Below are 23,130 nucleotides of genomic sequence, written 5' to 3'. Positions count from 1 at the left end.
ATAGCCGGACAAGTTCGGTCGCCTATAAGTGCTTTAAGCTACCGAAAATGGGATAGCCGAACAAGTTCGGTCGCCTATAAGAGCTTTAAGCTATCAAAAGTGTAAAATTCATCCGAGTTTGGTAGCTTATAAGCCAAGTAGGTATAAATATGTGAAGAAACATCTTAAACCTTGATATTATAATAAAAATGCACACGCCTTTTCATTTGCGAAATAGCGTGTGCATTGCATTATTATTTTATTGTTTGCACCCCAAAAGTAAACCCAGTAAATACATTAGTGGTTCCTTCTTTGAATGCTGCATTCCCTACACTCGAGCAATGGAAGCTCATGCCTTCTTTACACCTGAAGTGATTTTGCCTGCATTTGATACATTTGCTCATAGATGCCGCCTTGGGCAAGTAATTCATCGTGAGTTCCCTGTTCTTTAATCACGCCTCGTTCTAATACAAGAATACGATCAGCATTTTTAATCGTCGAAAGACGGTGAGCAATAATAAAGGTCGTGCGTCCCTTCTTAAGAACATCCATCGCATGCTGAATCATTTCTTCCGTCTCTGTATCAATATTGGAGGTTGCTTCATCCAAAATTAAAATTGCAGGGTCAAAAGCGAGCGCCCTTGCGAATGAAATAAGCTGCCGCTGGCCCGAAGAAAGTGTGCTGCCTTTTTCAATTACTGGTTCATCGATCCCTTTTTCAAGATTCCTGAAGACACTTTCGGCACCAACTGCTTTCAAGGCTGCTTCTACTTTATCCCGTGAGATGCTTGGGTCATTCAAACTTACATTTGAAGCAATCGTTCCGGTAAATAAATAAGGATCTTGTAAGACAATGCCCATATGTTTGCGCATCGTCTGCCTTGGCACAGAAGTAACGTCAATCCCATCAATATAAATTTTCCCTTTTGATGGATCATAGAAACGGAAGAGCAAGTTCATAATCGAACTCTTTCCAGAACCGGTATGACCAACGAGTGCCACTGTTTCGCCGCGATTCGCTTCAAACGATAAATTCCTCAACACATAATCATTGTTTTTGTAAGCAAAAGACACATCTTCGAATAGTACATGCCCATCGTATCGCGGCATCATTTCTTGTGATACGTTTTCACCCGTGGTATCTAACACTTCAAACACGCGTTTCCCAGCAACGAGTGAGCGTTCCAGCTGTGAAAACTGATTGACCACATTCGTAATTGGATTGAATAATCTCGTTAAGTAATCGACAAACGCATAGAGAGTACCCGAAGAAACAATCTGTGCTGTCGTTAACGATTGTGTCCCGAAATAGATGATGAAAATCGTAAACAAGGTAAGACGTAACATATTCACTAAGTTAAATGAGGTTGCCGAATCTAAAAACAATAGCTTGCGCTGATAGGCATAGTGCTCTTCATTCATCTCATCAAATTCCTTCGTCATTTGCTTTTCACGACGAAAGGCTTGAATAATGGTCATGCCTTGAATGGATTCATTAATCATTGCATTAATATCCGCAATTTTTGTGCGAATTACATCATTGTATTGCGCCGCATACTTTCGATATAAAATCATCCAAAGATAGACGATTGGCATCATGATTAAAGCAATCAGCGCCATTTTCCAATTTAGAATAAACAGCGCGATATAGACACCCGCTATCGAAATAAAACTTGTGGCAAAGTTAGAAAGTACTTGCACATATAAATTTCTTAATGCTTCGGTATCATTTGTAACCCGTGCGACAATTTTCCCTGCCGGCAATTGATCAAAATACTGAATTGGCAATCTTTGAATATGTCCAAATACGTCTTGACGTAATCTTTGGATAACACGATTTGCTCCCATTTGCAAATAAATATACATAAAGTAACGTAAAATGGCGGTTGCCACCGCTAAGATAAAATATAAACAAAGCAGCCAAGCAATCGGCTTGATATCAATTTTTCCAATGGTCATATGTTCATCAATAATATTTTTTGCAATAAATGGACCTGCAAGTTCCGCAAATACAGCAGCCGCTAAGAATAATAGCCCCAGAAAAATTGGCCGCTTAAAATACATCGCATATTTCGTTAAACGTTTCCCCGTACTCATGACTCGCCCCCTTCCAGCTGTTGACGGTCAAATTGTTCTTTATACCAGCCATTTTGTCCAATCAGTTCTTCATGTGTTCCTTGTTCGGTAATTTGCCCCTCATCGAGCACGATAATTTGATCTGCATGCTGCACACCAGATAAACGATGGGTTGTAATAATTGTTGTCTTACCACTTCGCTCTTTTTGAATGTTTCGGATTATTCTAGACTCCGTTTTTGCATCGACTGCTGATAATGAGTCGTCAAGGATTAATATTTCTGGATTTTTAATAAGCGCCCGTGCAATCGATACCCGCTGCTTTTGTCCGCCTGATAAAGAAACCCCTTTTTCCCCGACAAGTGTTTCTAGCCCCATCGGTAAGTTCTCTAAATCCTTTTTAAAGTAGGCAAGGTGAATCGCTTCCTGCAAATCCGCTTCTGTTGCATCCTCTTTCCCAAATAAAATATTTTCGCGAATCGTACGTGAAAATAGTACATGATCCTGTGGTACATATCCGATCCAATCGAGAATCTGTTCTTTAGTTTGCGCGGCAATATCAACTCCGGCAATCGTTAATTGTCCTTCATCAAGTGGATATTCACGCAATAATTGTCTTAGGAAAGTTGTTTTTCCTGCACCTGTTTTCCCAACACTCCCTAGTGTCTCCCCCCTTTTTAATGACAAGGAGATTTGCTGTAAATTTTTCACCTGACTTGTTGGATATTGGAACATCAAGTCATCAAAACCAATAGCACTTGGCGTCGTGATTGCAACCGTATCTTTTGCGTTTTGAACGTCTGCTTCACTGTTAAGGGTTTCTTGGACTCGATCAAGTGAGGCATTTCCTTGCTGCATGACATTTATTAACTCGCCAATAGCGAAAATAGGCCACACCGCTAGCCCTAAATAGACATTAAAGGTAACAAGCTGACCGACTGACATTTCACCATTAGAGACAAGAATTGCACCGTAACCAAGGGCGACAACATAGCTGATGCCGGTTCCGACTTTTGTTATCGGCCCGAATAGGGCATTAATTTTTGCTGTATACATATTTTTCGCGTATACTTCTTCACTCATGTCAGCAAATTTCTTTTCATCCTTTTTCTCCTGCACGTAGGCACGGATCACCCGCACGCCAGCAACAGATTCTAGAACACTATCATTCAATTCTCCAAATGCGTCCTGTGCCTTCATATATCGCTCATGCACAAGCTTGCCTAGATACTGAATTAACACAGCCATTATTGGCACCGGCAGCATGGCAAAAAACGTTAATTTCCAAGAAATCATAAACCCCATCGCACAAATGATGGCACCCATATATAACGTGGAATCAATCAGCGTCATAATCCCAAATCCCGCTGTAATCGAAACGGAATTTAAATCATTGGTTGCCCGTGCCATTAAGTCACCCGTACGGTTCTTTTCATAAAATGTAGGCGTCATTTTTAAAAATTGCAGCATTAATTTCCGGCGCATTATTCTCTCAAGATTAATGGCCCCTTCAAACAAACGATATTGCCAAACGAAATTTAAACAATAGCCAAATATAATGATTGAAATGAATATTAATACGTATTTAACTAATAATGCTTTGGACATTTCGCCAGCCGTTAATACATCGATAATCGAGCCTAGTATATACGGAGGAATCACTTCCAACACACTGGCAAGGATTAAAAAAGAAATAGCAATTGTATACTGCCGCCAAGACTGTTTAAAAAACCAGCCTAATTTACCTAATACATCAAACATGTAGCATCCCTACTTTCCCGAACATCTGTGAACAATAGCTACCCGCAATCCAGCAGCTCCTTAGTAAAAATCAATCTTCTTTGTTTGTTCCACATCTTCATCTACTCCTTTTTAAATACTTTACCAAAATCTTCCGCAACACAAAAAAGAGAGGCATACCCTAAAAAGAGCGTGCATCTCTGGAAAAGGTATCGAAGGCGTGCCCGTACCTTTCATCGCGTTAGGAATTCACCATTTTACAGATTACAGGTATGGACAATATATGAAATTAGCAGTTATGAAATACACATGAAGATCTCTCATTGTCCATTCCTCCTTTGTAAAAAAATGTTTAGTATCCTTGAAGATTATCATTCTTTTCGTATAATTGTCAACAGTCAGATGATTAAGAACAGGCAGACAGACTCCTTTTCCCGTAAAAAGGTTTCACACATAAACCTAAAGATATTCGAGTATTTTTTAAAGGGAGGTGCCGCTTTTTGAAAAATGCTTGGCTTGTTTCGTTTATTCGATTTCCAATGTTAATCCTGGCGTTGTTATTACTTTTTTTATTGCTAAAAATATTTGGTTTATCTTTTCGATTTCCCTTTCTGCCGGAATTTTCAAATGTTTATTTTACCATCGTAAATGTTTTGTGCTTTTATCTGTTACATCGCCTGTTAAAAAAAGAAGGTCGTTCCATTAAAGATATAATTAATTTTCGTATGGACCGAGTTATAAAGGATATTTTGTTCGGTATGCTATGGCTTGTGGTCTTGTATGTCCCATTCGTGGTTACAATTTTAGGAATCATGTTTGTCATGTATGGACCTAATTTATTCGAACACTTTCCGACTGTTTTTGCCGGAAATGAAGATATCTTTTCATTTCCACGCCCCGGATGGCTACTGTGGTTAACGGCCGGCATTTCATGCGTTTTTCCGTTTTTAAATGCACCGATTGAAGAACTAATGTATCGCGGCTATGCCCAGCCGGTATTTATCAGCCATTTTAAAAAAGTGTGGGTTGGTATATTCATCCCCTCTGTCGGCTTTGCTTTGCAACACATAATTCTGACTGTAAGTTTACAAGGTGCATTTGTCTATGGTGCGGCTTTTTTCGTATGGGGAATTGGGAGCGGGATCATCTTCCACAAACAAAAAAGATTGTTTCCTCTTATCGTATGTCATTTCTTCGTTAATATAGCATTTGCGATCTTGCCACTGGTCTTTCTCATTTCAGGGCAAGCTTAATAGAAGAAAAGGGCCAGTCCTCGGACTGACCCAATGGCTCACAATACATTTTGGACCATTTGTTGTGGGACAAGGCCCTGTCCCTTGTCTCTCTTTAAAAATCATATTCAGCTTCTTTTGCCTCACGAATACGCTTATATGTGTCTGTTAGTACTACTGTATCTTCGACCAAACGCTCGATTCGGAATAAGACATCGTCATTGGTAATTTCTTTTCGATGGAAATCCTTTTCTTCGATAAAAACATACGTCTGAACGATTTGTGCTTTCATATAAGCTAAAATTGGTTTTAATTGTTGTTCTGCCATTAAGTAATGCTTTGGCGTCCCAGCTGTTACAAGCATACTGACAACTTTATTGCGAAATGCGTTTACTGGCAATAAATCAAATATATTCTTCAACGTACCTGGGATCGATGCTTGGAACACGGGTGTGCCGATAATGATAGCATCTGCTCCCATGATGGTTTCTGTTACATACTTTGTGTCACCATCGTATTCCCAATAATTCCGGCCGTCACTAAACTGAACATCGAATTCTGCAAGATCAAGAAGGGTAATTTCTGCCTCTGGATATTTTTCACTTACTGACTTTAATGTGTAGTCCATCGCTGTTCTTGTTTTAGAGCCCACCTTTGAACCTGATAATCCGACTAGTTTCATTTTATGTCCCTCCTAGTTCCTTGCTGTAAATTTTCTTACCGCAGGTAATATATCTGTTGCAATCAACTCAATATTTTTCGCAATTTTATCGAATGGAACCCCGCCAAAATCAATTTGGGCCATGAATCTCTGTTGACCGTATAGTTCATATTGATAGTGCATTTTTTCAATTATTTGCTGCGGGCTGCCAATCATTAACGCATCACGATAGTCTGTTGCCTGCGCGAATTGTTGCTTTGGATAGCCGCCGCCTCTTAACGCCTGCATCCCTAAATTCAGATGTGGATAGTATTCTCGAAGGGCATCCTGTGAATTTTCTGCTGTGTAAAAAAGACTTGTTGTTGCAATAGGCAGTTCCGCTGGGTCAAAACCGTTTTGCTCTAATGCCTCACGATAAGCATCCACTGATCCTTTAAAATTGATTGCTGGTCCGCCAAGTGTCGTCAGCATCATCGGTACGCCTGCATAGCCTGCTTTAATGGCACTTCCCGGCGGTCCGCCTACAGCACGCCAAATCGGCAAATGGCCATCTCGTGGCTGTGGAAGAATAGACGCATTTTCCAACGGTGCCCGGAATTGACCTTCCCATGTCACCTTTTCTTCAGCATTTAACTTCAGCAGAAGCTCCAATTTTTCCTCAAATAATTCTTCATAATCACGGACATCATACCCGAGCAAGCTATATGCTCCAACACGGGAGCCACGTCCTGCCACAATTTCAGCCCGGCCGTTTGAGATTAAATCGAGAGTTGCAAAATCTTCATACACTCGAACGGGGTCTGATGTGCTTAGCACTGTTGCCGAGCTGGCAATTTTAATCTTTTTTGTCGCTTGGGCAATCGCGCCCAAAATGACTGTATGTGCTTGGGTTGTAAAATACGCTTGGTGGCTTTCTCCGACGGCAAATACATCAAGTCCTTCCTCATCTGCGAGCTTACTTGCCTCTATTAATTCATGAATCCGTTGTTCTGCGCTAATCCGACTTCCTGTAAAAGGGTTTGGTGTATGATCACCAATCGAATATAAACCGAATTCCAATCCTTTACTTGGATCAATGCGATATTGTTTCATGTCTCTCTCTCCCCTTAATCAAGTGGCTTTAACTTCGCTTCAATTTCTGCCCGTTTTTCTTCTAAAAATGGCGGTAAATCTAAGTTTTTTCCTAACGCTTCAACGGTTGAATCGGCTGTAAATCCCGGACCGTCTGTCGCCAGTTCAAATAAAATCCCATTCCTATCACGGAAATATAAGCTTTGGAAGTAGTAACGATCGACGACGCCTGATGAGTGGAAGCCACGCTCTTTCACCTGTTCCTCCCAATGGCGCAGCTCATCCACGTTTTTTACACGAATCGCCAGATGATGGATACTGCCGCGGCCTGGCTTTTCACTCGGCCCCTCCTGCTGCTTTAGAACAATTTCACCGAACGCCTGCCCGGGCACAGATTGATAAATGGCTTCATTTTCTGAACAGTCCACTTCTACGTAGCCCAGCATATCTGTTAATGTTCTAGCTGTTCGTTCCAAATAACGGACGGTTATTTCCACCGTTCCCATCCCTAAAATACGATACTTTTGTTCAACATTGGAATCTTCCCAAGCGGTCCAGTATTCTGGTATCACTAAGCCATTATTATTTAACAGAATCATTCGTAAACCCTCTGTATCTTCAAAATGTAAAGCATCGCGGCCAGCAAATGAAGTAATTTCTCCGTGCTTAACATCTAATAGCTCAAAACGCCTTTTCCAATATTCCAGGCTTTCGAATGATGGTACGAGTAAGCCGATTTGCGTAATGGCATTGGTTCCGCGAACAGTCCTTCCCACGATCGGCATTTCAAAGAAGGTTAGCTCTGTGCCCGCACTTCCTGTTAAATCTCCATAAAATAAGTGATACATCGAAGGATCATCTTGGTTTACGGTCATTTTCACACGACGTAAACCTAACACGTTTTGATAAAATCGATTATTCATTAGCGCGTTTTTTGTAATCATTGAAATATGATGATGTCCAGGAATTTTATACATAGTGATTCCTCCCTATATTTAACTTGATTAGTCAAGTGATAATCTAAAAAAATTATTCAAGTGGTAACTCTTTTTTCTGGCTATGTTTATGAACACGTGTCATCAACCTGTATAATGTTTTCGTTTCTTCCTCATTTAAAACATCTTCAAAAAATGATGTTTGGAACGCAAGCTGCGCTGGCATTGCCTCGTCTAAAACCGCCTCACCCTTCTCAGTTAGGCTAATCGTCTTCGTTTTCCAATCTTGTTTCCGAACAATATATCCTTCTTTCTCAAGCCGGGATACCATACGAGAAATACCACCTTGCGTGACAGTTACTTTTTCAGCTAACTCTGTTTGCGTGAGCGGCTGGTATACATGAATTTGCATAAGCACATCAAATTGTGCAGTTGTTATATTAAATTGTTTTAAAAAGTCGTTGGACAACTGGTTACTGAGGTTTGTAAAACGCACTAAGCGTAACCAAATTAACGATCCCAGCGTATTATTACGCATCTCGTTTCCCTCCTCATCTGAGCTCACTATCACTTTACCACTCAATTGAAGAGAAAGCAAGAAAAATATCTCGAATTCGAGATTTATGTGCTGCCACAATCACACAGAAGGGACTGCCCAATGATTCACAAAACATATTGTCCAATTTAAAGAGGGAAAAGGTGTCCCCTTGTCCCTCTTATTTCCATATGCTCATAATAGGTTCGACTGTCTTACTTTCCCCCGCATGTGGTAATCCGTAAAGGTCCTCGATGGTCCTTAAAAGATGATAGTGATTTAAATTTTCATCAAATCGGCCTGTATTTACCATTGGTCCGACAAAAAAGGTCGTGATTTTGTTGTCTTGTGAATAATCATCCTCATCCCAGGTCACAATCAATAAACTGTTATGATGTTGCGCCCATTGAACATAAGGATCTATCTTTCCCTTCAGCCAATCGTCCGCTTCCTTTATCGTTCCATCATGCATGTCATTCCGAAGATTCGGTATGACAAATGAAACTGTCGGCAATTTGGTAAAATCCTTCGGAAAGTTTGTCAATGGCTGATTTACTTCTTTCGGTACATTGGTGAAGTTTACCCACGGATTATGCTTACGGGCATAACCTCCGGGACCAGTCGATGCCCCATTAAAGCCAATGGAAGGCAGGTCTTCGGAATAGCCTGTAAATGTATAACTCTTAGCAATTAATTCACTCGCCAAGTTATCTGTAGAAAATTTCTCTTTTGGGACTTTATCATCTGTCACTCCTTGATTTGATCCGGAGAACAAGTCCAAATAATTAGGCTGGCTCGGGTGCTCCTTAGCATGAAAGTTCGTCATGGTTGCGCCCTGCATCATTAGTGAATTGATATAGGGGGCAGACGGATTCCCTTCAATAGCCTTTTGTGAGCGATTTTCCTCGACAACAATAACGATATGATCAATTTTCGGAAGCTTTTTCGCTACCGGAATAGTCTTTTCCGCAGGAGCCTGATTCTTAGGCTGACTTGGCGCACAAGCACTTAATATGAGGATAACTATTAAGAGGAAAAATCCCCTTTTTCTAAACACATCAACGCCTTCTTTCCTTTCGACTAGAGGGACAGGTTTACTTTCCCAGACAATTTATATGATATCTATTGAGAATTTCCCACTACCTAAAAATGGGACTTGGTGCAAATGGACCCTTTATAAACACCCCATAACCGTATCCCCAAAAGATCTAATGTCTGATAAATAATCGTATCCAGGTGTGGAACCAAAACTATTAAACATGCGAACTGCCACGATATTTTTCTTAGGAATAACCAATACTGCCACACTTGTATATCCCAAGATTTGATAGGAACCTTGAGGCACAAGTTCGCCAATTTCCGTTTTCTTTGCAGGCAAATCCTTCACAAACCATAAAAAGCCATTTTGGGGAAGGTCTTTATTTACAAATGGACTCTTAAGGGATGTTGCTAATTTAATGATATCGTTAGATACCAATTGTTCCCCATCGATAAAGCCTTGCTTCAAGTGGACATATCCCCAATAAGCAAGCTCTCTTGTGGAAACATACATGTTCTTCTGGCCCCCATCTGTCCCCTTACTCGTTGACCAAAATTTATCGTTTTGTTCTTTGATAACTTGCACTAATTTTTCATTCGCTTCATCATGCCAACCCGTTTCCTTAAACGCTAATGGATTAAAAACCTGTTCTTTCAGGATTTCGGCTACTGTCCTACCTGTCGTGGATTTGACTATTTCCGTCAACATTTTAATGTTGATATCATGATATGCCCATCCTTTCCCCGGAGCAAATTCTCGAATAATCCTGCCCTCTTGTGTGTTTAATCCATGGGTATGTGTAAGAAGGTGTCTAATCGTTATTTTATTGAAAAGCTCAGTATCAGTACCAGGCAGGTATTTTGTTACTTCATCATCTATCGATTCTATGTAACCATGATGTACAGCGTATGCCACCGCAAAGCCAATATAACTCTTCCGAACAGAAGCTATATGGAACTGTGAGTCTTCCTGGATCGTTCTTGCATCAGGCTCTTTGGAATGTTTCCCCCAATATTCTTCCAAAACTATTTTGTCATTATGTATAACCATCACACCTGCACCAGAACCATCAACCAAATCATATGTATTCTTAACATGAGATCCTACTGAGTTAAACTTTTCATTTATTCTTTGCTCAATAAACATGAAATTCTAACCTCCTACTAAGAAAATCTATCAAGCTAATTAATAACAGTTTGCCCCACAGTGAACGGTTTCGCAATATTCCAATATTGCTTTTTTTTAAAATATGTTTTCTAATAAAAATAAACCATAGGAATTGGGCAACTTGAAAATATCTATCCGATAAACCTACTAATATAGTAGATCATGCAAGGATGAAAAATAAAGGAGATGCACTCATTGTCTGAGAACCGTGATAATCCAAATTTAAAAGGGAATCTTAGTCGAGAAAATCTCCGGGCTGACTGCGAGAACTGCTTCGGCTTGTGCTGTGTTGCCCCAACCTTAGCAGCTTCTACAGATTTTGCAATCAATAAAGATGCTGGAAAACCTTGCCCAAATCTGCAATCGGACTTTCGTTGCAGCATTCATAAAAACCTCAGACAGCAAGGATTTAAAGGGTGTACCGTTTTTGACTGCTTCGGTGCAGGTCAAAAGGTTTCCCAAATCACCTTCGAAGGAGTCAGTTGGCAGGAAAGCCCCGAAACGGCGGAGAAAATGTACAAAGTATTCCCGATTATGCAACAACTCCATGAGATGCTCTCGTATTTGACCGAAGCTCTAGCGTTGAAAGCAACGCGTCCAATTCACAAAGAGCTTCGCATCGCACTTGACGAGACGGAACGGCTTTCTCACCTTAGTCCCGATTCGCTCATCGATTTAAACGTTCCGTCCCACCGAGCAGAGGTGAACGCTCTTCTATTAAGGACAAGCGAACTAGTCTGGACGGAGTCAAGCCGGCAGCAAAAGAATGCCAACCAGAATAAGAGAATTAATCGCCGTGGAGCAGATCTGATGGGGGCAAATCTTAAAGGTGTGAATCTAAGAGGGGCCAACTTAAGAGGATCCTACCTTATTGCTGCTGACCTTCGAGAGGCTGACTTAAGAGAGGCTGACCTTATCGGCGCTGATTTGCGAGACGCCGACCTTAGTGGAGCAGATTTCACTGATAGTATCTTTCTCACTCAAGTTCAAATTAATTCGGCGAAGGGGGATGCACGGACAAAATTACCGCACCCACTTGTTCGCCCAATGCATTGGACCGCCTCCTAGCAAAACAAAAAAAGAATCCATTTTGAAAAAAGATCGTTCAAAATGGATTCTTTTATTAAATACTAGAAAATCTAAATAACTGGGTTGAAGCGGCCCCTCGTTTAGATTTGCGTTTCTTAAATAGCTGATTACAACTCACGGAAATCATCATTGCTTTTAAAATAAACGATTCAAATTTGCCATTTCAATGGCAGATACCGCCGCATCATAGCCTTTATTACCTGACTTTGTCCCGGAGCGCTCAATTGCTTGCTCAATCGTTTCTGTTGTTACAATTCCGAACATGACCGGCACGCCAGTGGTTAAGCCCACATTGGCAATCCCTTTAGCTGCTTCATTACATACGTAATCGTAATGAGTAGTTGATCCGCGAATGACGGTTCCTAATCCGATAATCGCATCATACTTTTTTGTTTCCGCCATTTTCTTCGCGATGAATGGCACCTCGAATGCACCTGGCACCCATGCGACATCAATATCTTCCTCAGACACACCATGACGTTTCAAGCCATCCATGGCACCACCCAATAATTTGCTTGTTAAAAACTCATTAAATCTTCCTACCACTATACCAATTTTTAAATCTGTTCCGACTAATTGTGCTTCAAATACTTGTCCCATTTGTCATCTCTCCTATGCTAAAATATGATTCATTTTTATTTTTTTTGTCATTAAATAATGTTTGTTTTCCGCGACAGCATCAATTTCTAGCGGCACCCGCTCGACCACTTCAATGCCGTATTTCATTAAGCCAACCATTTTTTCAGGATTATTTGTCATTAAACGCACCTTCGTAATCCCTAAATCGCGCAGCATTTGTGCGGATAAACCATAATCACGCATTTCCGCTGGGAATCCTAATTTCAAATTGGCTTCGACCGTATCATAACCCTGCTCTTGCAGCTCATAGGCCTTTAATTTATTTAGCAAACCGATATCTCTACCTTCCTGTTCCATGTAGAGGACAACACCGCGGCCCGCCTCTTCAATCATTTCTAATGACAGATGCAATTGCGGCCCGCAATCACAGCGTTTTGAATGAAAAACATCACCTGTCAAACACTCAGAATGGATGCGTACAAGCGGTGCCTCCTCTTCTTTAAGCAGATCCCCCTTCATGATTGCTACATGCTCTTTCTCATCTAGCTGATTGGAATATCCAATCAGCTGAAATTCGCCAAATGATGTGGGAAGCTTCACTGATGCCTCACGTTTCACCAACTGCTCATGTTGATAACGATAGCGGATTAAATCGGCAATCGTCACCAGCTTCAACTCATACGTTTCAGCAAATGTCATTAGTTCCGGCACCCTTGCCATTTCACCGTTATCACTCATAATTTCACAAATGACCCCGGCAGGCTGCGCACCGCAAAGTTTTGCAAAATCAACCGCTGCTTCAGTATGGCCATTCCTCTCGAGTACACCATTTTCCTTGGCCACAAGCGGGAATACATGACCAGGCCGGCGAAAATCTGAGCTGATTACTTTTGGATCTAATAGTTGTAAAATCGTTTCAGAGCGCTCAAACGCACTAATACCCGTCGTTGTATCCTTGTAATCAATACTAACCGTAAAGGCTGTTTGATGATTATCTGTATTGTGCTGGACCATCGGATGTAAATCGAGACGCTCCGCTAATTCCTTCGATATAGGTGTACAGATTAAACCGCGCCCATGTGTAGCCATAAAGTTAATATTCTCTGGTGTTGCATAATCTGCCAGCACCAAGAAATCTCCTTCATTTTCACGGTTCTCATCGTCGACCACGATAATGATTTTTCCCTTTTTCAAATCTTCAATTGCTTCTTCAATGGTATGAAACACAGTCAAAACACCGCCTTTTTCTAAAATCCATTTTGTCTTAAAAAATCTATCGTAATTGGAGAACTTTCTTGCTTGCGATCCAAATGATGAATAACGTATTTTCCAAGCATGTCATTTTCAATATTCACGACATCATGCTCACTTTTGATTCCTAATATCGTTTCACTAAATGTGTGGGGAATAAGTGAAACAGTCAGCTGTGTTGGTCGAACATCGAAAATCGTTAAACTAATTCCATCAATCGCTATCGAACCTTTTAATACGCAATATTTACTCAGTTCTTCGTTGATGCCAATATCAACATATACCGCATTTTCAAGCTTCCGTTTTCGTAAAATAACGCCTGTTCCATCCACATGCCCCGAAACGAAGTGACCGCCAAATCGGCCATTTGCCGGCATCGCCCTTTCCAGGTTGACCACATGCCCTATTTGCAGCTTTTGAATATTGGTTGCCTTCACCGTTTCCGGCATGACATCAACTGTAAATGTGTTCGTTGAAAAGGCAGTAACAGTTAAGCAGACGCCATTTACCGCGATACTGTCACCCAAATGGATGTCTTCTACAATTTTTTTGGATTCTAACGTTAACTGCATACTATGGGACCCACTTTTCATCGCCTTGACCTTACCTAAATCTTCTACAATTCCTGTAAACATGATTTACACCTCATTTCAGTACCGACGTTATTTTCAGGTCTTCTCCAACCATTTCTACATGTTTAAATTTTAATTTGAAAGCGGCTGTCATTTGCCGGACATCTAAATCAGCAAACATGGGTACTGCTCTATTCCCGCCGACAATTTTCGGTGCAATATAGGTTATCATTTGGTTTACATACCCTGATTTCAAAAAGCTTGCATTGACGGTTTTACCGCCTTCTACATAAAGCTTCATCACCTGACGTTTTCCAAGCTCCGTTAGTAACTCGGTAATGTCGATGGTTGGCTGCGAAAGTTTTATAATTTTTACATGCGGCTGTTGAAAACTAGCAATCTTTTCAGCCGCTGCCTCCGAGCCAGTGAAAATCCACGTTGGCGAATGCCCATCAATAATGACTTTTTTATCGTGTGGCATCGTTAAATGTGTATCTAAAATGATGCGAATTGGTTGTTTTTCCGTCTTGCCAAGCCGATTTGTTAGACTTGGATTATCCGCTAAAACGGTCCCAATCCCGACTAAAATCGCATCGTATTTCTCGCGATCTTCATGCACATCTTGTTGCACCTCGCTGCTGGTAATTGGTTCACCAAAACCAGTTTGTGCCGCTATCTTTCCATCCAGCGTAATGGCCTGTTTCAATGTCACAAAAGGTTTATTCTGTAGAATAAAATGAAAGAAAGCCTCATTTAACGCGTCAGCCCGTTCTTTCAAAACACCTGTGTTCACTTCAATCCCAGCGTCCCTCATAAGGGCAATGCCATTGCCTGCGACTAATGGATTGGGATCCTCCGAGGCAATGACCACCCGACGCACACCAGATTCTATTAAAGCCATTGCACATGGCGGTGTTTTTCCATAATGGCTGCATGGTTCGAGCGTCACATATACAGTGCTTCCTTTAGCTCGATTTCCTGCCATTTGCAAGGCATGGACCTCAGCATGCGGGCTTCCCGCCTTCAAATGAGCACCGAATCCAATAATTTCGCCATCTTTCACAATCACAGCACCCACAACAGGATTGGGTGCAGTTTGTCCCTCAGCAACTTGCGCCAATTTCAAGGCAAAATCCATATAAAACTCATCCGTCATCTTGATCCCCTCCAATCACGGTTCGGATACTTTTTCTTAAAAAAAGAACCCCTTAGTATCAGCCGACTAAGGGGTTTGGGAGGAGAGTATGAGATAAATGGCAACACTAAATAAGCCTACTGAAGTTTGTTTTTTCTTCAAAAGCTTGATACCATTGCTCACACATCCTTCTCCCATCCAGACTATACTGTCGGCTTTGGTTTCACACCAAATCCTGCCTTTATAAAAAGGCTCACGGGCTTAGAATTTCTTCATCACCGTCGATTGGGACTTTCACCCGACCCCGAAGGACATTGCATATGAAATTTTGTTAAGGTTTTATAAAAAAAATAAAACCCCATAGATCATCTCTACGGGGTGGTTAGGAGTTTTCGTGTTGTAAGCGTCACTAAATAAACCTTCTGAAGTGTGTTTTTCTTCATAAGGAAATAAGCGCGGCTCTTCGTCCTTCTCCCATCCAGACTATACTGTCGGCTTTGGATTCACACCAAATCCTGCCTTTATAAAAGGCTCACGGGCTTAGAATTTCTTCATCACCGTCGATTGGGACTTTCACCCGACCCCGAAGGACTATTCATATTATCAAACATTATAGCACTATTAGAATTAAAATTCACACTAAATGCATAATCTTGTAAATAGAAAAATTTATAATACGATTATAATTGCTGTAACCACTGAAATAAAAAAGCGAACTAACTGTCCACTGTGTGCGTACAAATGTCCACGAGCGGTGCCTGACACCCACTTTATTTCAACCAAAGAATATTATGTATAGTGTAAGGAGAATACTTTATGTAGATATATGTTTGAGGAGGCATTGGGATGTCTGAAGATAAGAGTGCAAAACCTGAAGTTAAGAATTTTGAAGTCGGCAAAGTATTTGAGGAGCATGTTTATCATGGGCGGCACGAATTTACGTTTAAAGTGGATGGGAATGAGTATAAGGGACATTTTCACGGGGATGAGATACATTGGTTTCACCCGCACCCGAAACAACTGGTTGGTGAAAGTAAGGTGGCGGCAATTGAAGCAACCATACATAAGTTCCTAAGCCAACATGGAATCACCAGCCCGATCAAAGAATTTGAATTATCACCTGCATTCGAAGAACGAATGCACGAACGACAGCAATTTACATTTGTAGTTGATGATGAGGAATTTAAAGGCTTTGTCCATGATGGCGAAATTCAATGGTTTCACCCACAGCCTAAGCAAAAGCTGGAGGAAGAACATATAGAAGCAATCGAATCAGAGATACATGGAAAAATAGCAGAACAGAAACCAATGGAAAAAAAAGGAAAATAATAAATATGACAAGAAGGCAGCTTTCAGCAAATCTTTTAGTAGTTTTATGATATGAAGCCTATTATTTCAAGGAATATTACATTTTCAATCAAACGTTTGATTAGGTTAATTAAAACTAATCAATCGTTTGATTGAAATCGGACTAAGTGCTTATATATAAAGGGTTTTCAACATAAAATCAGTAAATATATCGTCGAAAATAGGATTCTTCGTGTTTCTTTTATGCGCCAACCTGGCGAAAAATAAGTTTTTGCTACTCATATTACACGTTTCGACAGGTATTCCTATATTTTCGTATTAACTAAACGTTTGATTGAATCATGGCTACCTCCTTCTGCCATTTGGTTTTTTCCCGGGAAATTGATAAAGATAATGTCGAAACCCGCTCGACTTTTTTCATGGAATATTTCCTCTTTTAGAGATTATAAACAAATACAAAAATGAGTCGCCCATTGCTTTAATACAATGAGCGACTCATTCTAAGTAAAGATCTATTCGTCATCTGTTTTTACTGCTGCCTTTTTCAAAGTCCTTTGAAGTTGATAAATTTTCATCATACCTATTAAACCAGCTAATAATGCTCCCAATAGGACTGACCCAACGATGACGAGGATCAATGGCCATTCCGCTTTTCCAAATAAGTAATTAACCGTTACAGGTTCAACATTAATAACGGAGAAAACCGCAATAATTAGGACCAAAAGTAGGACAACTATTAAGTTCCATTGCTTTTTCATACTTCACCTCATTAAAAGATTTTTTATAGGGCAGGCTTCTTCTCCCAAAACGGAAAGACTGTTTCGTTAAGTAAAAAATCACTCTAGATTTATCCTATAGTAAACAAATTCATTATACTAATCTTTTCAGTTTTCTCCTAAATAAAATAGGGACAAGGCGCTGTCCCTTGTCCCTACAATTGATAATATTGTTCAATAATTCCTTTAACTAAAGAGGATGCACCATCGAGTTGTGTAAATTTCTCAATTGCGGCTGCTAACCCTTGTTCATTGATGGCCGCTTGAACTTGGACTGCTTCTTCATCCCCTTGATAATCGTACTTAAGAGCTGCGGCGATTCCTTTTAATAAATATTCAGGGTTCTTTCCGACGATCTCCTGATATTGTCTTGCGGGACTAACGAGGCGATCGTTTGGTCCAAGCTTGCGGATTGGCGAGCGCGCTACTCTTGTCACTTCGTCAACAATATAAGAATTCGAGAAGCGTCCGATAATCTTTTGAATATATTTGTTATGCTCCTCTTCGTTAAAGCCGTATTTTTCAACTAGAAACGCACCACTTTCTCTAAGGGCACCTTCCACTAACTCAAGAATTTGTTTGTTCTCCATCGCACGATTAATCGTATCCATTCCAAAATAATAACCAAAATAGGCCGCTAGGGCGTGACCTGTATTGACTGTGAATAGCTTACGTTCAATATAAGGTACTAATTCCTGAACATAGGTGATTCCCTTAACCGGAGGTTTCTCGCCAATAATCTTCGGTTCTTCTACCACCCATTCATAGAATGGCTCCACTTTTACCATCAGCTTATCTACATTGACTTGATTCGGTACAATCCGGTCGACAGCGGAATCAGGAAAACCGAAACGCCCTTCAAATTGTGATTGTTCATCAGTTGTTAATATTTCAAAGATCTTCGCTTTTAAAAGCGAGCTGCCGCCAATCATATTTTCACAAGCAATAATATTGAGCGGCTTATCTGTTTGTTCGACACGTTTGCGCAAGCCATCAGCAATCAAACCGGCAATCAATGGAAGAATGTTCGGTCCGATCGCCGTAGTAACTAGATCTGCTTTAGCAATGGCCGCTATCACTTGCTCTGGGTTTGATGCACTATTAATGGCTCTTACATTTTTTATCGTACCTTCTTCTTGATTTGGCTCAGCAAGTACGACACGATATTCATTCTTTTCATTTAGTAGATTTACAATTTCACTATTTACATCGACAAAGCAAGTTTCATATCCGGAATGATATAATAAATTCCCGATAAACCCACGGCCGATATTTCCGGCTCCAAAGTGAACAGCCAACATTTTAGTTCACCTCTTCAAAAATCGCCAATATTTCATCGGCTGTTTTTGCGGCAACAAGCTTTTCAATATTTTCTTCCTCCGAACAGACAATCGCAATATTGGATAGAATATCTAAATGTTCGTTGTCTTTACCAGCAATCCCAATGAGCAGCTTTACAATGTTTCCGGAACCAAAGTCTACTCCTTGTGGAACTTGAACGAATGAAATTCCGGATTCCTTAACTAATAACTTCGAATCCTCGGTCCCATGTGGAATAGCGACAAAATTACCCATATAAGTAGAAGTTAACGCTTCTCTTTCCAGCATCTTTTCAATATAGCTTGCATCTACATAACCTTTTTCCACAAGAATCCGTCCTGTTAAGCGAATAGCTTCTTCCTTTGTCCCTACTGCTGTATTTAATAAAATATTTTCTTTAGCCAAAATGGATCTTGTCATAACGAAACACTCCTTAATTCTTTTAATTTCTCGGTAAAAAATTGATCAAATCTGGCTGTTAGTAATCCCATTATCCTACCGTAGTCACCTGATTGAAAAATGGCTATATTTTCATCACTTTCAATTAGCAATGAGCTTATATAGCTTAACACTTCTAATGCATTATCTGAGCTGTTCTCAGGCGATAGCAGCAAAATGAAATAGATCATGTTCATTTCATTTTCATCCATGCCGACAACCTTAATGGGCGTTTGCAGAACAGTAATGACAAAGCACGGCTGCTGCACATGTGGCGTTCGCGAATGAAATAATGCCATCCCCGTTTCCGGAATCCCTATTCCTCCAAGTTTTTCTCTATCGAGGACTTTCTTAACGACGGCTTCCACATCGTCAATCTTTTGTTTTTCATATAGACTTCGACAAAGCTGTGTTAAGATTTCTTCTGTTGTCTTCTTTTCGCTTACTTCGTTTATTTCGAAGTCTTCAAGAATGGTAGCAATCGCCCTTGTATATTCTTGGATACCACGCATTTCCTCTATTAGCCCGGCGGCACTCTTTTTGCTCACATTGGCATTCAACGTGACCGGCAGGTGTTTTTCGGAACTATTCACAATCTTATATTCATTGATAAAGGAACGAATCTTCTCGATCTCATCTTTATTTAAAAAGGGATTGACCACTATATAATCCGATTCGTATTCTGGAATAGGGATTGTGGATATTACTAATTGATAATTATCCTTTTTCATCTTTTTAAATTCCATTACTGACACATTCTGAATGTGTTTCAGCTCTGGGAACTCTTTTTGTAATCTCGTTGCCAGCATTTTTGAGGTGCCAATTCCACTTGAACAAACCACTAGCGTTCTAAAATTTATCAGCTCCCTGCCGCCCAATATGGCGGCGCCAAAATGCATAACGAGATATCCCGTTTCCTCATCTGGAAGATAAAAATCATCAAAAACCTGCTCTCCTGCGTGTTTGACAATCGCAAACAATTCAGCAAAATCTCGTTTAATTTTATCTAACAACGGGTTACTAATCCCCATCTTTTGTTTCATTCGATAAATAGCAGGCTTTAAATGCATGACGAGCCCTTCAAATAAGGATCGATTTACCGCTAAGTCTAATCCGACTAAATTCCCAACCAGCTGAATCAATTTTTTTGTTTTGATTGCAACCTGTAAGCTGGTATCTTCATTTATATATTCGTGGTCATGCCTTAACTTCGCGCCTTTTAAATGCATCGTGATGTAGGCAACCTCTGCCTCAGGTATATTAATCGTAAAAACCTGCTCCAACCCGGCAACTATTTTTTCTGCAAACCTATATTCCTTTGTTGCCTTTTGATTTTCTAAATATGATGAATTGATGGTAATCCCTTCGCCTTTTTGAATCCGCTCCACCGCTAGGGCTAAATGAACCACTAACCCAATATAGGCGCTGTCTGCCATCGAAAAGGGTAATTCCTGAACAATTGAATTCACAATTTTTTCGACAATCACAAGCTTTTTCTTTTCAACAAATCCCATAAGTCGTTCAGATATGGTATGAATTTGCTGGGTCGACCGCTTTTGAATATTTTCTCGTGTTAACGAAAGAATTTCGGATTCATCGAGATGCACAGAGATAAGACTGCTCATGGCCCTTCGTTTAGCACCTTCATCTCCTTCGATTTCAACACCATAGCCTCTTCTTCGAATGAGTGCCAATCCAAAGTTTTGTAATCTCTCTTCTAGTTTGGTTAGATCAGCACTGACTGTAGCAATGGTGACATTTAAATCGTTGGCAAGGCCAAGCAGTTTAACAGGTGCATTTGTTTCTAGCAGCTCACAGAAAATAATCGTTTGTCGTTCTTCAGGTGTGTATTCTGTATGTGAGAGATTAAACAAATATAGTTCTAGTTCGCGAATCTTGGTTTGGTCACCTGTGATTTGGACGCCAACCCCTGATTTTTTTTGTAGTGACAGGTTATATTCGCCCAAAATATCTTCTACATTTTTTAAATCCCGATGGATCGTCCTTCCACTAACACCAATTTGCTTGGCAAGGTCTTTCACGGTCATTTCATCCGTATTCTTAAATAAGATTTCAAGGATTTGTCTTTCTCTTGCGGAAATATACATATTTCTCACTCCCTAAAGGTTGACCGTCAATCACCAATCATATAATGTTGCCAAAATTAATTCTTTATACTGACACTATCATTTTAATCCCGTAAATCCCTTTATACAACGGAAGCTATTTATATTTTAGTCAACTGCATTGTTGACATTATTAAAAGAGGAAAGGCCTAGCATATGATGTCTAGGCCTTCCGTTCAATTACTTTTGCAAATCATTTATTAATTCATCATATCTTGGACTATTTAAGAAGTTTTCTACCGATATATGTGTCGCATTCGGAAGCTTTGCCTTTGCACGGTCTGTTAGATCTTTGTGCGTAACAACAACGTCAGCATCATTTGGCAAGTTGTTAATCGCTGTGTTTATCACTGTAACATCTAAACCAGCCTTTTTTACCTTATTTCTTAAAATCGATGCACCCATGGCACTTGAACCCATACCGGCATCGCAAGCAAATACGATTTTGTTTACATTTTCAGGATTAATCACATTTTGTGTACTTGTTAGCACTGAAGAAACAGAGCTTTTCTTACCTTTCATTTCTTCCATTTTTGCTGCCGCTGTTGATAAATCTTCATCAGTAGCTTTACTTGTTTTCAAGATTAATGAGGCAACTGCGAAAGAAACGGCTGTGGCTACTAATACACCAGCTACTACTCCAACATAATTTCCTTTTGGAGTCATTGCAAGCAAGGCGAAGATACTTCCAGGTGATGGAGCAGCAACTAAACCTGCATTGAAAAGGTTAAATGTAAATACTCCACTGATACCGCCAGCCATAGCCGCAAAGATAAGCATTGGCTTCATTAAGATGTATGGGAAGTAAATTTCATGAATACCACCTAAGAAGTGGATCACAACTGCACCAGGTGCTGTCATTTTCGCTGAGCCTTTACCAAACAACCAGAAAGCAAGCAGGATACCTAATCCCGGCCCAGGATTTGTTTCTAGCAAGAAAAGAATCGACTTCCCAGCTTTTGTTGCTTGTTCAATCCCTAATGGACTTAGAATACCATGGTTTATGGCATTATTTAGAAATAGTACTTTTGCTGGTTCAATAAGAATGTTTGCTAGTGGTAACATATGGTGATCGACGATAAATTGAACACCGGAAGCTAACGCTTTACTTAATCCGCTAACAACTGGTCCAACACCCCAATAGGCTCCTATGGTTAACGTGCCTCCGAGTATTCCTGCAGAAAAGTTATTTACAAGCATTTCAAAGCCGGCTTTCACTTTTCCTTCAATCAGCTTATCAAAGTATTTGATGACCACGCCGCCAAGAGGTCCCATAATCATGGCCCCTAAAAACATTGGAATGTCTGTTCCGACAATGACCCCCATTGTTGCTGTGGCACCAACTACCCCACCACGAATATCATAAACCATTCGACCACCGGTAAAACCAATTAATAATGGCAATAAAAATGTGATCATTGGACCTACAAGTGTTGCTAGATCCTTATTCGGCGCCCAGCCCGTCGGGATAAATAATGCTGTGATTAGTCCCCAAGCAATAAACGCTCCAATATTCGGCATGACCATACCGCTTAAATAACTACCGAATCTCTGTATCTTCACTTTTACGTCTGCTTTTTCTTTTGCTGTTGCTGTTGCCGTTGCTGGTTCAATCATCTCTTTTCCCCCTTAACTTATTTGTAGAACTTTCTATATTTAGATTAAAGCGTTTTCAGAATTCAATCAATTAATACAAAACTTCATTTTGTCTTATTGATTGTTGCCAACATTAATCTACTGAATTTATCATGAAGACAAAAAAATTAGACTCAAGGGGAAAAAATGGCGGAATTTTGTGTTAAAATTCTTACTATAGAGGATTTTATAGTAAATTATTTCTAAAAAAATGATTAGAGGGTGAACTGATGTTTAAGTCAGAAATTGCTAATTGTATCGTGAGTATTAGCTTACATGTTTTCATTTTGATTTTTACATACAACACTATGTATTCTAAGCCAGAGCTTTGGTTTAATATCCTCTTTCCTCTTTTGATAACCGCAAATATTACATCTGAACTTATAAAAATATATAAGATAAAAAAACAAAATAAAATCAGAGAAAATTAAACAAAAAGGGGTCTGTCCCGCCACTTTAAAGCAGCG

The 23,130-nt window shown here is 40.1% G+C and carries 20 protein-coding genes and 2 riboswitches; of the genes, 3 read left to right on the top strand and 17 right to left on the bottom strand.

Going from position 1 to position 23,130, the window contains the following annotated elements; translation table 11 throughout:
- Positions 1-339: 339 nt before the first annotated feature.
- Positions 340-2,076 carry an ABC transporter ATP-binding protein gene (locus AA980_RS24930; protein ID WP_024027021.1) on the bottom strand — a complete coding sequence of 579 codons (1,737 nt, stop codon included), beginning with the start codon at positions 2,074-2,076 and terminating at the stop codon, positions 340-342.
- The gene (locus AA980_RS24925) at positions 2,073-3,815 is read right to left on the bottom strand and encodes an ABC transporter ATP-binding protein (protein ID WP_024027022.1); all 1,743 of its coding nucleotides are present in this window, start codon (positions 3,813-3,815) and stop codon (positions 2,073-2,075) included. Before AA980_RS24925 ends, AA980_RS24930 begins: the two co-directional genes overlap by 4 nt.
- A 479-nt stretch (positions 3,816-4,294) precedes the next feature.
- Between AA980_RS24925 and AA980_RS24920 the strand changes: the two genes are divergently transcribed.
- Positions 4,295-5,047 carry a CPBP family intramembrane glutamic endopeptidase gene (locus AA980_RS24920; RefSeq protein ID WP_024027023.1) on the top strand — a complete coding sequence of 251 codons (753 nt, stop codon included), beginning with the start codon at positions 4,295-4,297 and terminating at the stop codon, positions 5,045-5,047.
- Positions 5,048-5,141: 94 nt separating this feature from the next.
- On the opposite strand, the gene AA980_RS24915 is transcribed toward AA980_RS24920, so the two are convergent.
- The 6 genes from AA980_RS24915 to AA980_RS24890 form a co-directional block, all read right to left on the bottom strand.
- Positions 5,142-5,708, bottom strand: coding sequence for an NADPH-dependent FMN reductase (locus AA980_RS24915; protein WP_024027024.1), 567 nt, complete (start codon positions 5,706-5,708; stop codon positions 5,142-5,144).
- A gap of 12 nt (positions 5,709-5,720) precedes the next feature.
- A complete protein-coding gene (locus AA980_RS24910; RefSeq protein WP_024027025.1) occupies positions 5,721-6,779 on the bottom strand; it encodes an LLM class flavin-dependent oxidoreductase in 1,059 nt (352 codons plus the stop codon).
- Positions 6,780-6,793: 14 nt separating this feature from the next.
- The gene (locus AA980_RS24905) at positions 6,794-7,735 is read right to left on the bottom strand and encodes a ring-cleaving dioxygenase (protein WP_024027026.1); all 942 of its coding nucleotides are present in this window, start codon (positions 7,733-7,735) and stop codon (positions 6,794-6,796) included.
- Positions 7,736-7,787: 52 nt separating this feature from the next.
- Positions 7,788-8,231 carry a MarR family winged helix-turn-helix transcriptional regulator gene (locus AA980_RS24900; protein ID WP_024027027.1) on the bottom strand — a complete coding sequence of 148 codons (444 nt, stop codon included), beginning with the start codon at positions 8,229-8,231 and terminating at the stop codon, positions 7,788-7,790.
- Between the two features lie 178 nt (positions 8,232-8,409).
- Complete coding sequence (locus AA980_RS24895) at positions 8,410-9,285, bottom strand: alkaline phosphatase family protein (RefSeq protein WP_024027028.1); 876 nt, start codon at positions 9,283-9,285, stop codon at positions 8,410-8,412.
- Positions 9,286-9,402: 117 nt separating this feature from the next.
- Positions 9,403-10,413 carry a serine hydrolase domain-containing protein gene (locus tag AA980_RS24890; RefSeq protein WP_024027029.1) on the bottom strand — a complete coding sequence of 337 codons (1,011 nt, stop codon included), beginning with the start codon at positions 10,411-10,413 and terminating at the stop codon, positions 9,403-9,405.
- Positions 10,414-10,620: 207 nt separating this feature from the next.
- Between AA980_RS24890 and AA980_RS24885 the strand changes: the two genes are divergently transcribed.
- The gene (locus AA980_RS24885) at positions 10,621-11,502 is read left to right on the top strand and encodes a pentapeptide repeat-containing protein (RefSeq protein ID WP_047772066.1); all 882 of its coding nucleotides are present in this window, start codon (positions 10,621-10,623) and stop codon (positions 11,500-11,502) included.
- 156 nt (positions 11,503-11,658) lie between these two features.
- On the opposite strand, the gene ribH is transcribed toward AA980_RS24885, so the two are convergent.
- The 4 genes from ribH to ribD are packed head-to-tail and all read right to left on the bottom strand — an operon-like array spanning position 11,659 to position 15,081.
- Complete coding sequence (gene ribH / locus AA980_RS24880) at positions 11,659-12,123, bottom strand: 6,7-dimethyl-8-ribityllumazine synthase (RefSeq protein WP_024027031.1); 465 nt, start codon at positions 12,121-12,123, stop codon at positions 11,659-11,661.
- Positions 12,124-12,135: 12 nt separating this feature from the next.
- The gene (locus AA980_RS24875) at positions 12,136-13,329 is read right to left on the bottom strand and encodes a bifunctional 3,4-dihydroxy-2-butanone-4-phosphate synthase/GTP cyclohydrolase II (protein WP_024027032.1); all 1,194 of its coding nucleotides are present in this window, start codon (positions 13,327-13,329) and stop codon (positions 12,136-12,138) included.
- A 20-nt stretch (positions 13,330-13,349) separates the two neighbouring features.
- Positions 13,350-13,988 (bottom strand): riboflavin synthase, encoded by a 639-nt coding sequence (gene ribE / locus AA980_RS24870; protein WP_024027033.1) that lies wholly within the window; start codon positions 13,986-13,988, stop codon positions 13,350-13,352.
- A gap of 10 nt (positions 13,989-13,998) precedes the next feature.
- Positions 13,999-15,081: a bifunctional diaminohydroxyphosphoribosylaminopyrimidine deaminase/5-amino-6-(5-phosphoribosylamino)uracil reductase RibD gene (gene ribD / locus AA980_RS24865; RefSeq protein ID WP_024027034.1), complete on the bottom strand. Its 1,083-nt coding sequence runs from the start codon at positions 15,079-15,081 to the stop codon at positions 13,999-14,001.
- A gap of 161 nt (positions 15,082-15,242) precedes the next feature.
- A riboswitch (FMN riboswitch) is annotated at positions 15,243-15,376 on the bottom strand.
- A 146-nt stretch (positions 15,377-15,522) separates the two neighbouring features.
- A riboswitch (FMN riboswitch) is annotated at positions 15,523-15,655 on the bottom strand.
- A 251-nt stretch (positions 15,656-15,906) separates the two neighbouring features.
- On the opposite strand from ribD, the gene AA980_RS24860 reads away from it, so the two are divergent.
- Positions 15,907-16,389 (top strand): hypothetical protein, encoded by a 483-nt coding sequence (locus AA980_RS24860; protein ID WP_024027035.1) that lies wholly within the window; start codon positions 15,907-15,909, stop codon positions 16,387-16,389.
- A gap of 491 nt (positions 16,390-16,880) precedes the next feature.
- On the opposite strand, the gene AA980_RS24855 is transcribed toward AA980_RS24860, so the two are convergent.
- The 5 genes from AA980_RS24855 to AA980_RS24835 all read right to left on the bottom strand — a co-directional run bounded on the left by AA980_RS24855 (position 16,881) and on the right by AA980_RS24835 (position 22,645).
- Entirely contained in the window at positions 16,881-17,126 is a 246-nt protein-coding gene (locus AA980_RS24855; protein WP_024027036.1) for a LapA family protein, read from the bottom strand.
- A 173-nt stretch (positions 17,127-17,299) separates the two neighbouring features.
- Complete coding sequence (locus tag AA980_RS24850; RefSeq protein WP_024027037.1) at positions 17,300-18,445, bottom strand: mannitol-1-phosphate 5-dehydrogenase; 1,146 nt, start codon at positions 18,443-18,445, stop codon at positions 17,300-17,302.
- 1 nt (position 18,446) lies between these two features.
- The gene (locus AA980_RS24845) at positions 18,447-18,884 is read right to left on the bottom strand and encodes a PTS sugar transporter subunit IIA (protein WP_024027038.1); all 438 of its coding nucleotides are present in this window, start codon (positions 18,882-18,884) and stop codon (positions 18,447-18,449) included.
- Complete coding sequence (locus AA980_RS24840) at positions 18,881-21,010, bottom strand: BglG family transcription antiterminator (protein WP_024027039.1); 2,130 nt, start codon at positions 21,008-21,010, stop codon at positions 18,881-18,883. The genes AA980_RS24845 and AA980_RS24840 overlap by 4 nt, the downstream gene beginning before the upstream one ends.
- Before the next feature lie 198 nt (positions 21,011-21,208).
- Complete coding sequence (locus tag AA980_RS24835; protein WP_024027040.1) at positions 21,209-22,645, bottom strand: PTS mannitol transporter subunit IICB; 1,437 nt, start codon at positions 22,643-22,645, stop codon at positions 21,209-21,211.
- Between the last annotated feature and the right edge of the window lie 485 nt (positions 22,646-23,130).

Source organism: Neobacillus vireti (assembly GCF_001026695.1).
In the GTDB taxonomy this organism is placed as follows: domain Bacteria; phylum Bacillota; class Bacilli; order Bacillales; family Cytobacillaceae; genus Neobacillus; species Neobacillus vireti.
Note: the sequence above shows the minus strand (reverse complement) of the source record. Positions and strands in the feature narration are given on the sequence as shown.

What these genes read in the sequence shown, in the direction of transcription:
- ribD (WP_024027034.1), bottom strand. Translation starts at nt 15,081, where the DNA reads ATGACGGATGAGTTTTATATGGATTTTGCCTTGAAATTGGCGCAAGTT.
- AA980_RS24930 (WP_024027021.1), bottom strand. Translation starts at nt 2,076, where the DNA reads ATGAGTACGGGGAAACGTTTAACGAAATATGCGATGTATTTTAAGCGG.
- AA980_RS24845 (WP_024027038.1), bottom strand. Translation starts at nt 18,884, where the DNA reads ATGACAAGATCCATTTTGGCTAAAGAAAATATTTTATTAAATACAGCA.
- AA980_RS24840 (WP_024027039.1), bottom strand. Translation starts at nt 21,010, where the DNA reads ATGTATATTTCCGCAAGAGAAAGACAAATCCTTGAAATCTTATTTAAG.
- AA980_RS24860 (WP_024027035.1), top strand. Translation starts at nt 15,907, where the DNA reads ATGTCTGAAGATAAGAGTGCAAAACCTGAAGTTAAGAATTTTGAAGTC.
- AA980_RS24925 (WP_024027022.1), bottom strand. Translation starts at nt 3,815, where the DNA reads ATGTTTGATGTATTAGGTAAATTAGGCTGGTTTTTTAAACAGTCTTGG.
- AA980_RS24835 (WP_024027040.1), bottom strand. Translation starts at nt 22,645, where the DNA reads ATGATTGAACCAGCAACGGCAACAGCAACAGCAAAAGAAAAAGCAGAC.
- ribH (WP_024027031.1), bottom strand. Translation starts at nt 12,123, where the DNA reads ATGGGACAAGTATTTGAAGCACAATTAGTCGGAACAGATTTAAAAATT.
- AA980_RS24855 (WP_024027036.1), bottom strand. Translation starts at nt 17,126, where the DNA reads ATGAAAAAGCAATGGAACTTAATAGTTGTCCTACTTTTGGTCCTAATT.
- AA980_RS24900 (WP_024027027.1), bottom strand. Translation starts at nt 8,231, where the DNA reads ATGCGTAATAATACGCTGGGATCGTTAATTTGGTTACGCTTAGTGCGT.
- AA980_RS24910 (WP_024027025.1), bottom strand. Translation starts at nt 6,779, where the DNA reads ATGAAACAATATCGCATTGATCCAAGTAAAGGATTGGAATTCGGTTTA.
- ribE (WP_024027033.1), bottom strand. Translation starts at nt 13,988, where the DNA reads ATGTTTACAGGAATTGTAGAAGATTTAGGTAAGGTCAAGGCGATGAAA.
- AA980_RS24890 (WP_024027029.1), bottom strand. Translation starts at nt 10,413, where the DNA reads ATGTTTATTGAGCAAAGAATAAATGAAAAGTTTAACTCAGTAGGATCT.
- AA980_RS24915 (WP_024027024.1), bottom strand. Translation starts at nt 5,708, where the DNA reads ATGAAACTAGTCGGATTATCAGGTTCAAAGGTGGGCTCTAAAACAAGA.
- AA980_RS24905 (WP_024027026.1), bottom strand. Translation starts at nt 7,735, where the DNA reads ATGTATAAAATTCCTGGACATCATCATATTTCAATGATTACAAAAAAC.
- AA980_RS24885 (WP_047772066.1), top strand. Translation starts at nt 10,621, where the DNA reads ATGCACTCATTGTCTGAGAACCGTGATAATCCAAATTTAAAAGGGAAT.
- AA980_RS24850 (WP_024027037.1), bottom strand. Translation starts at nt 18,445, where the DNA reads ATGTTGGCTGTTCACTTTGGAGCCGGAAATATCGGCCGTGGGTTTATC.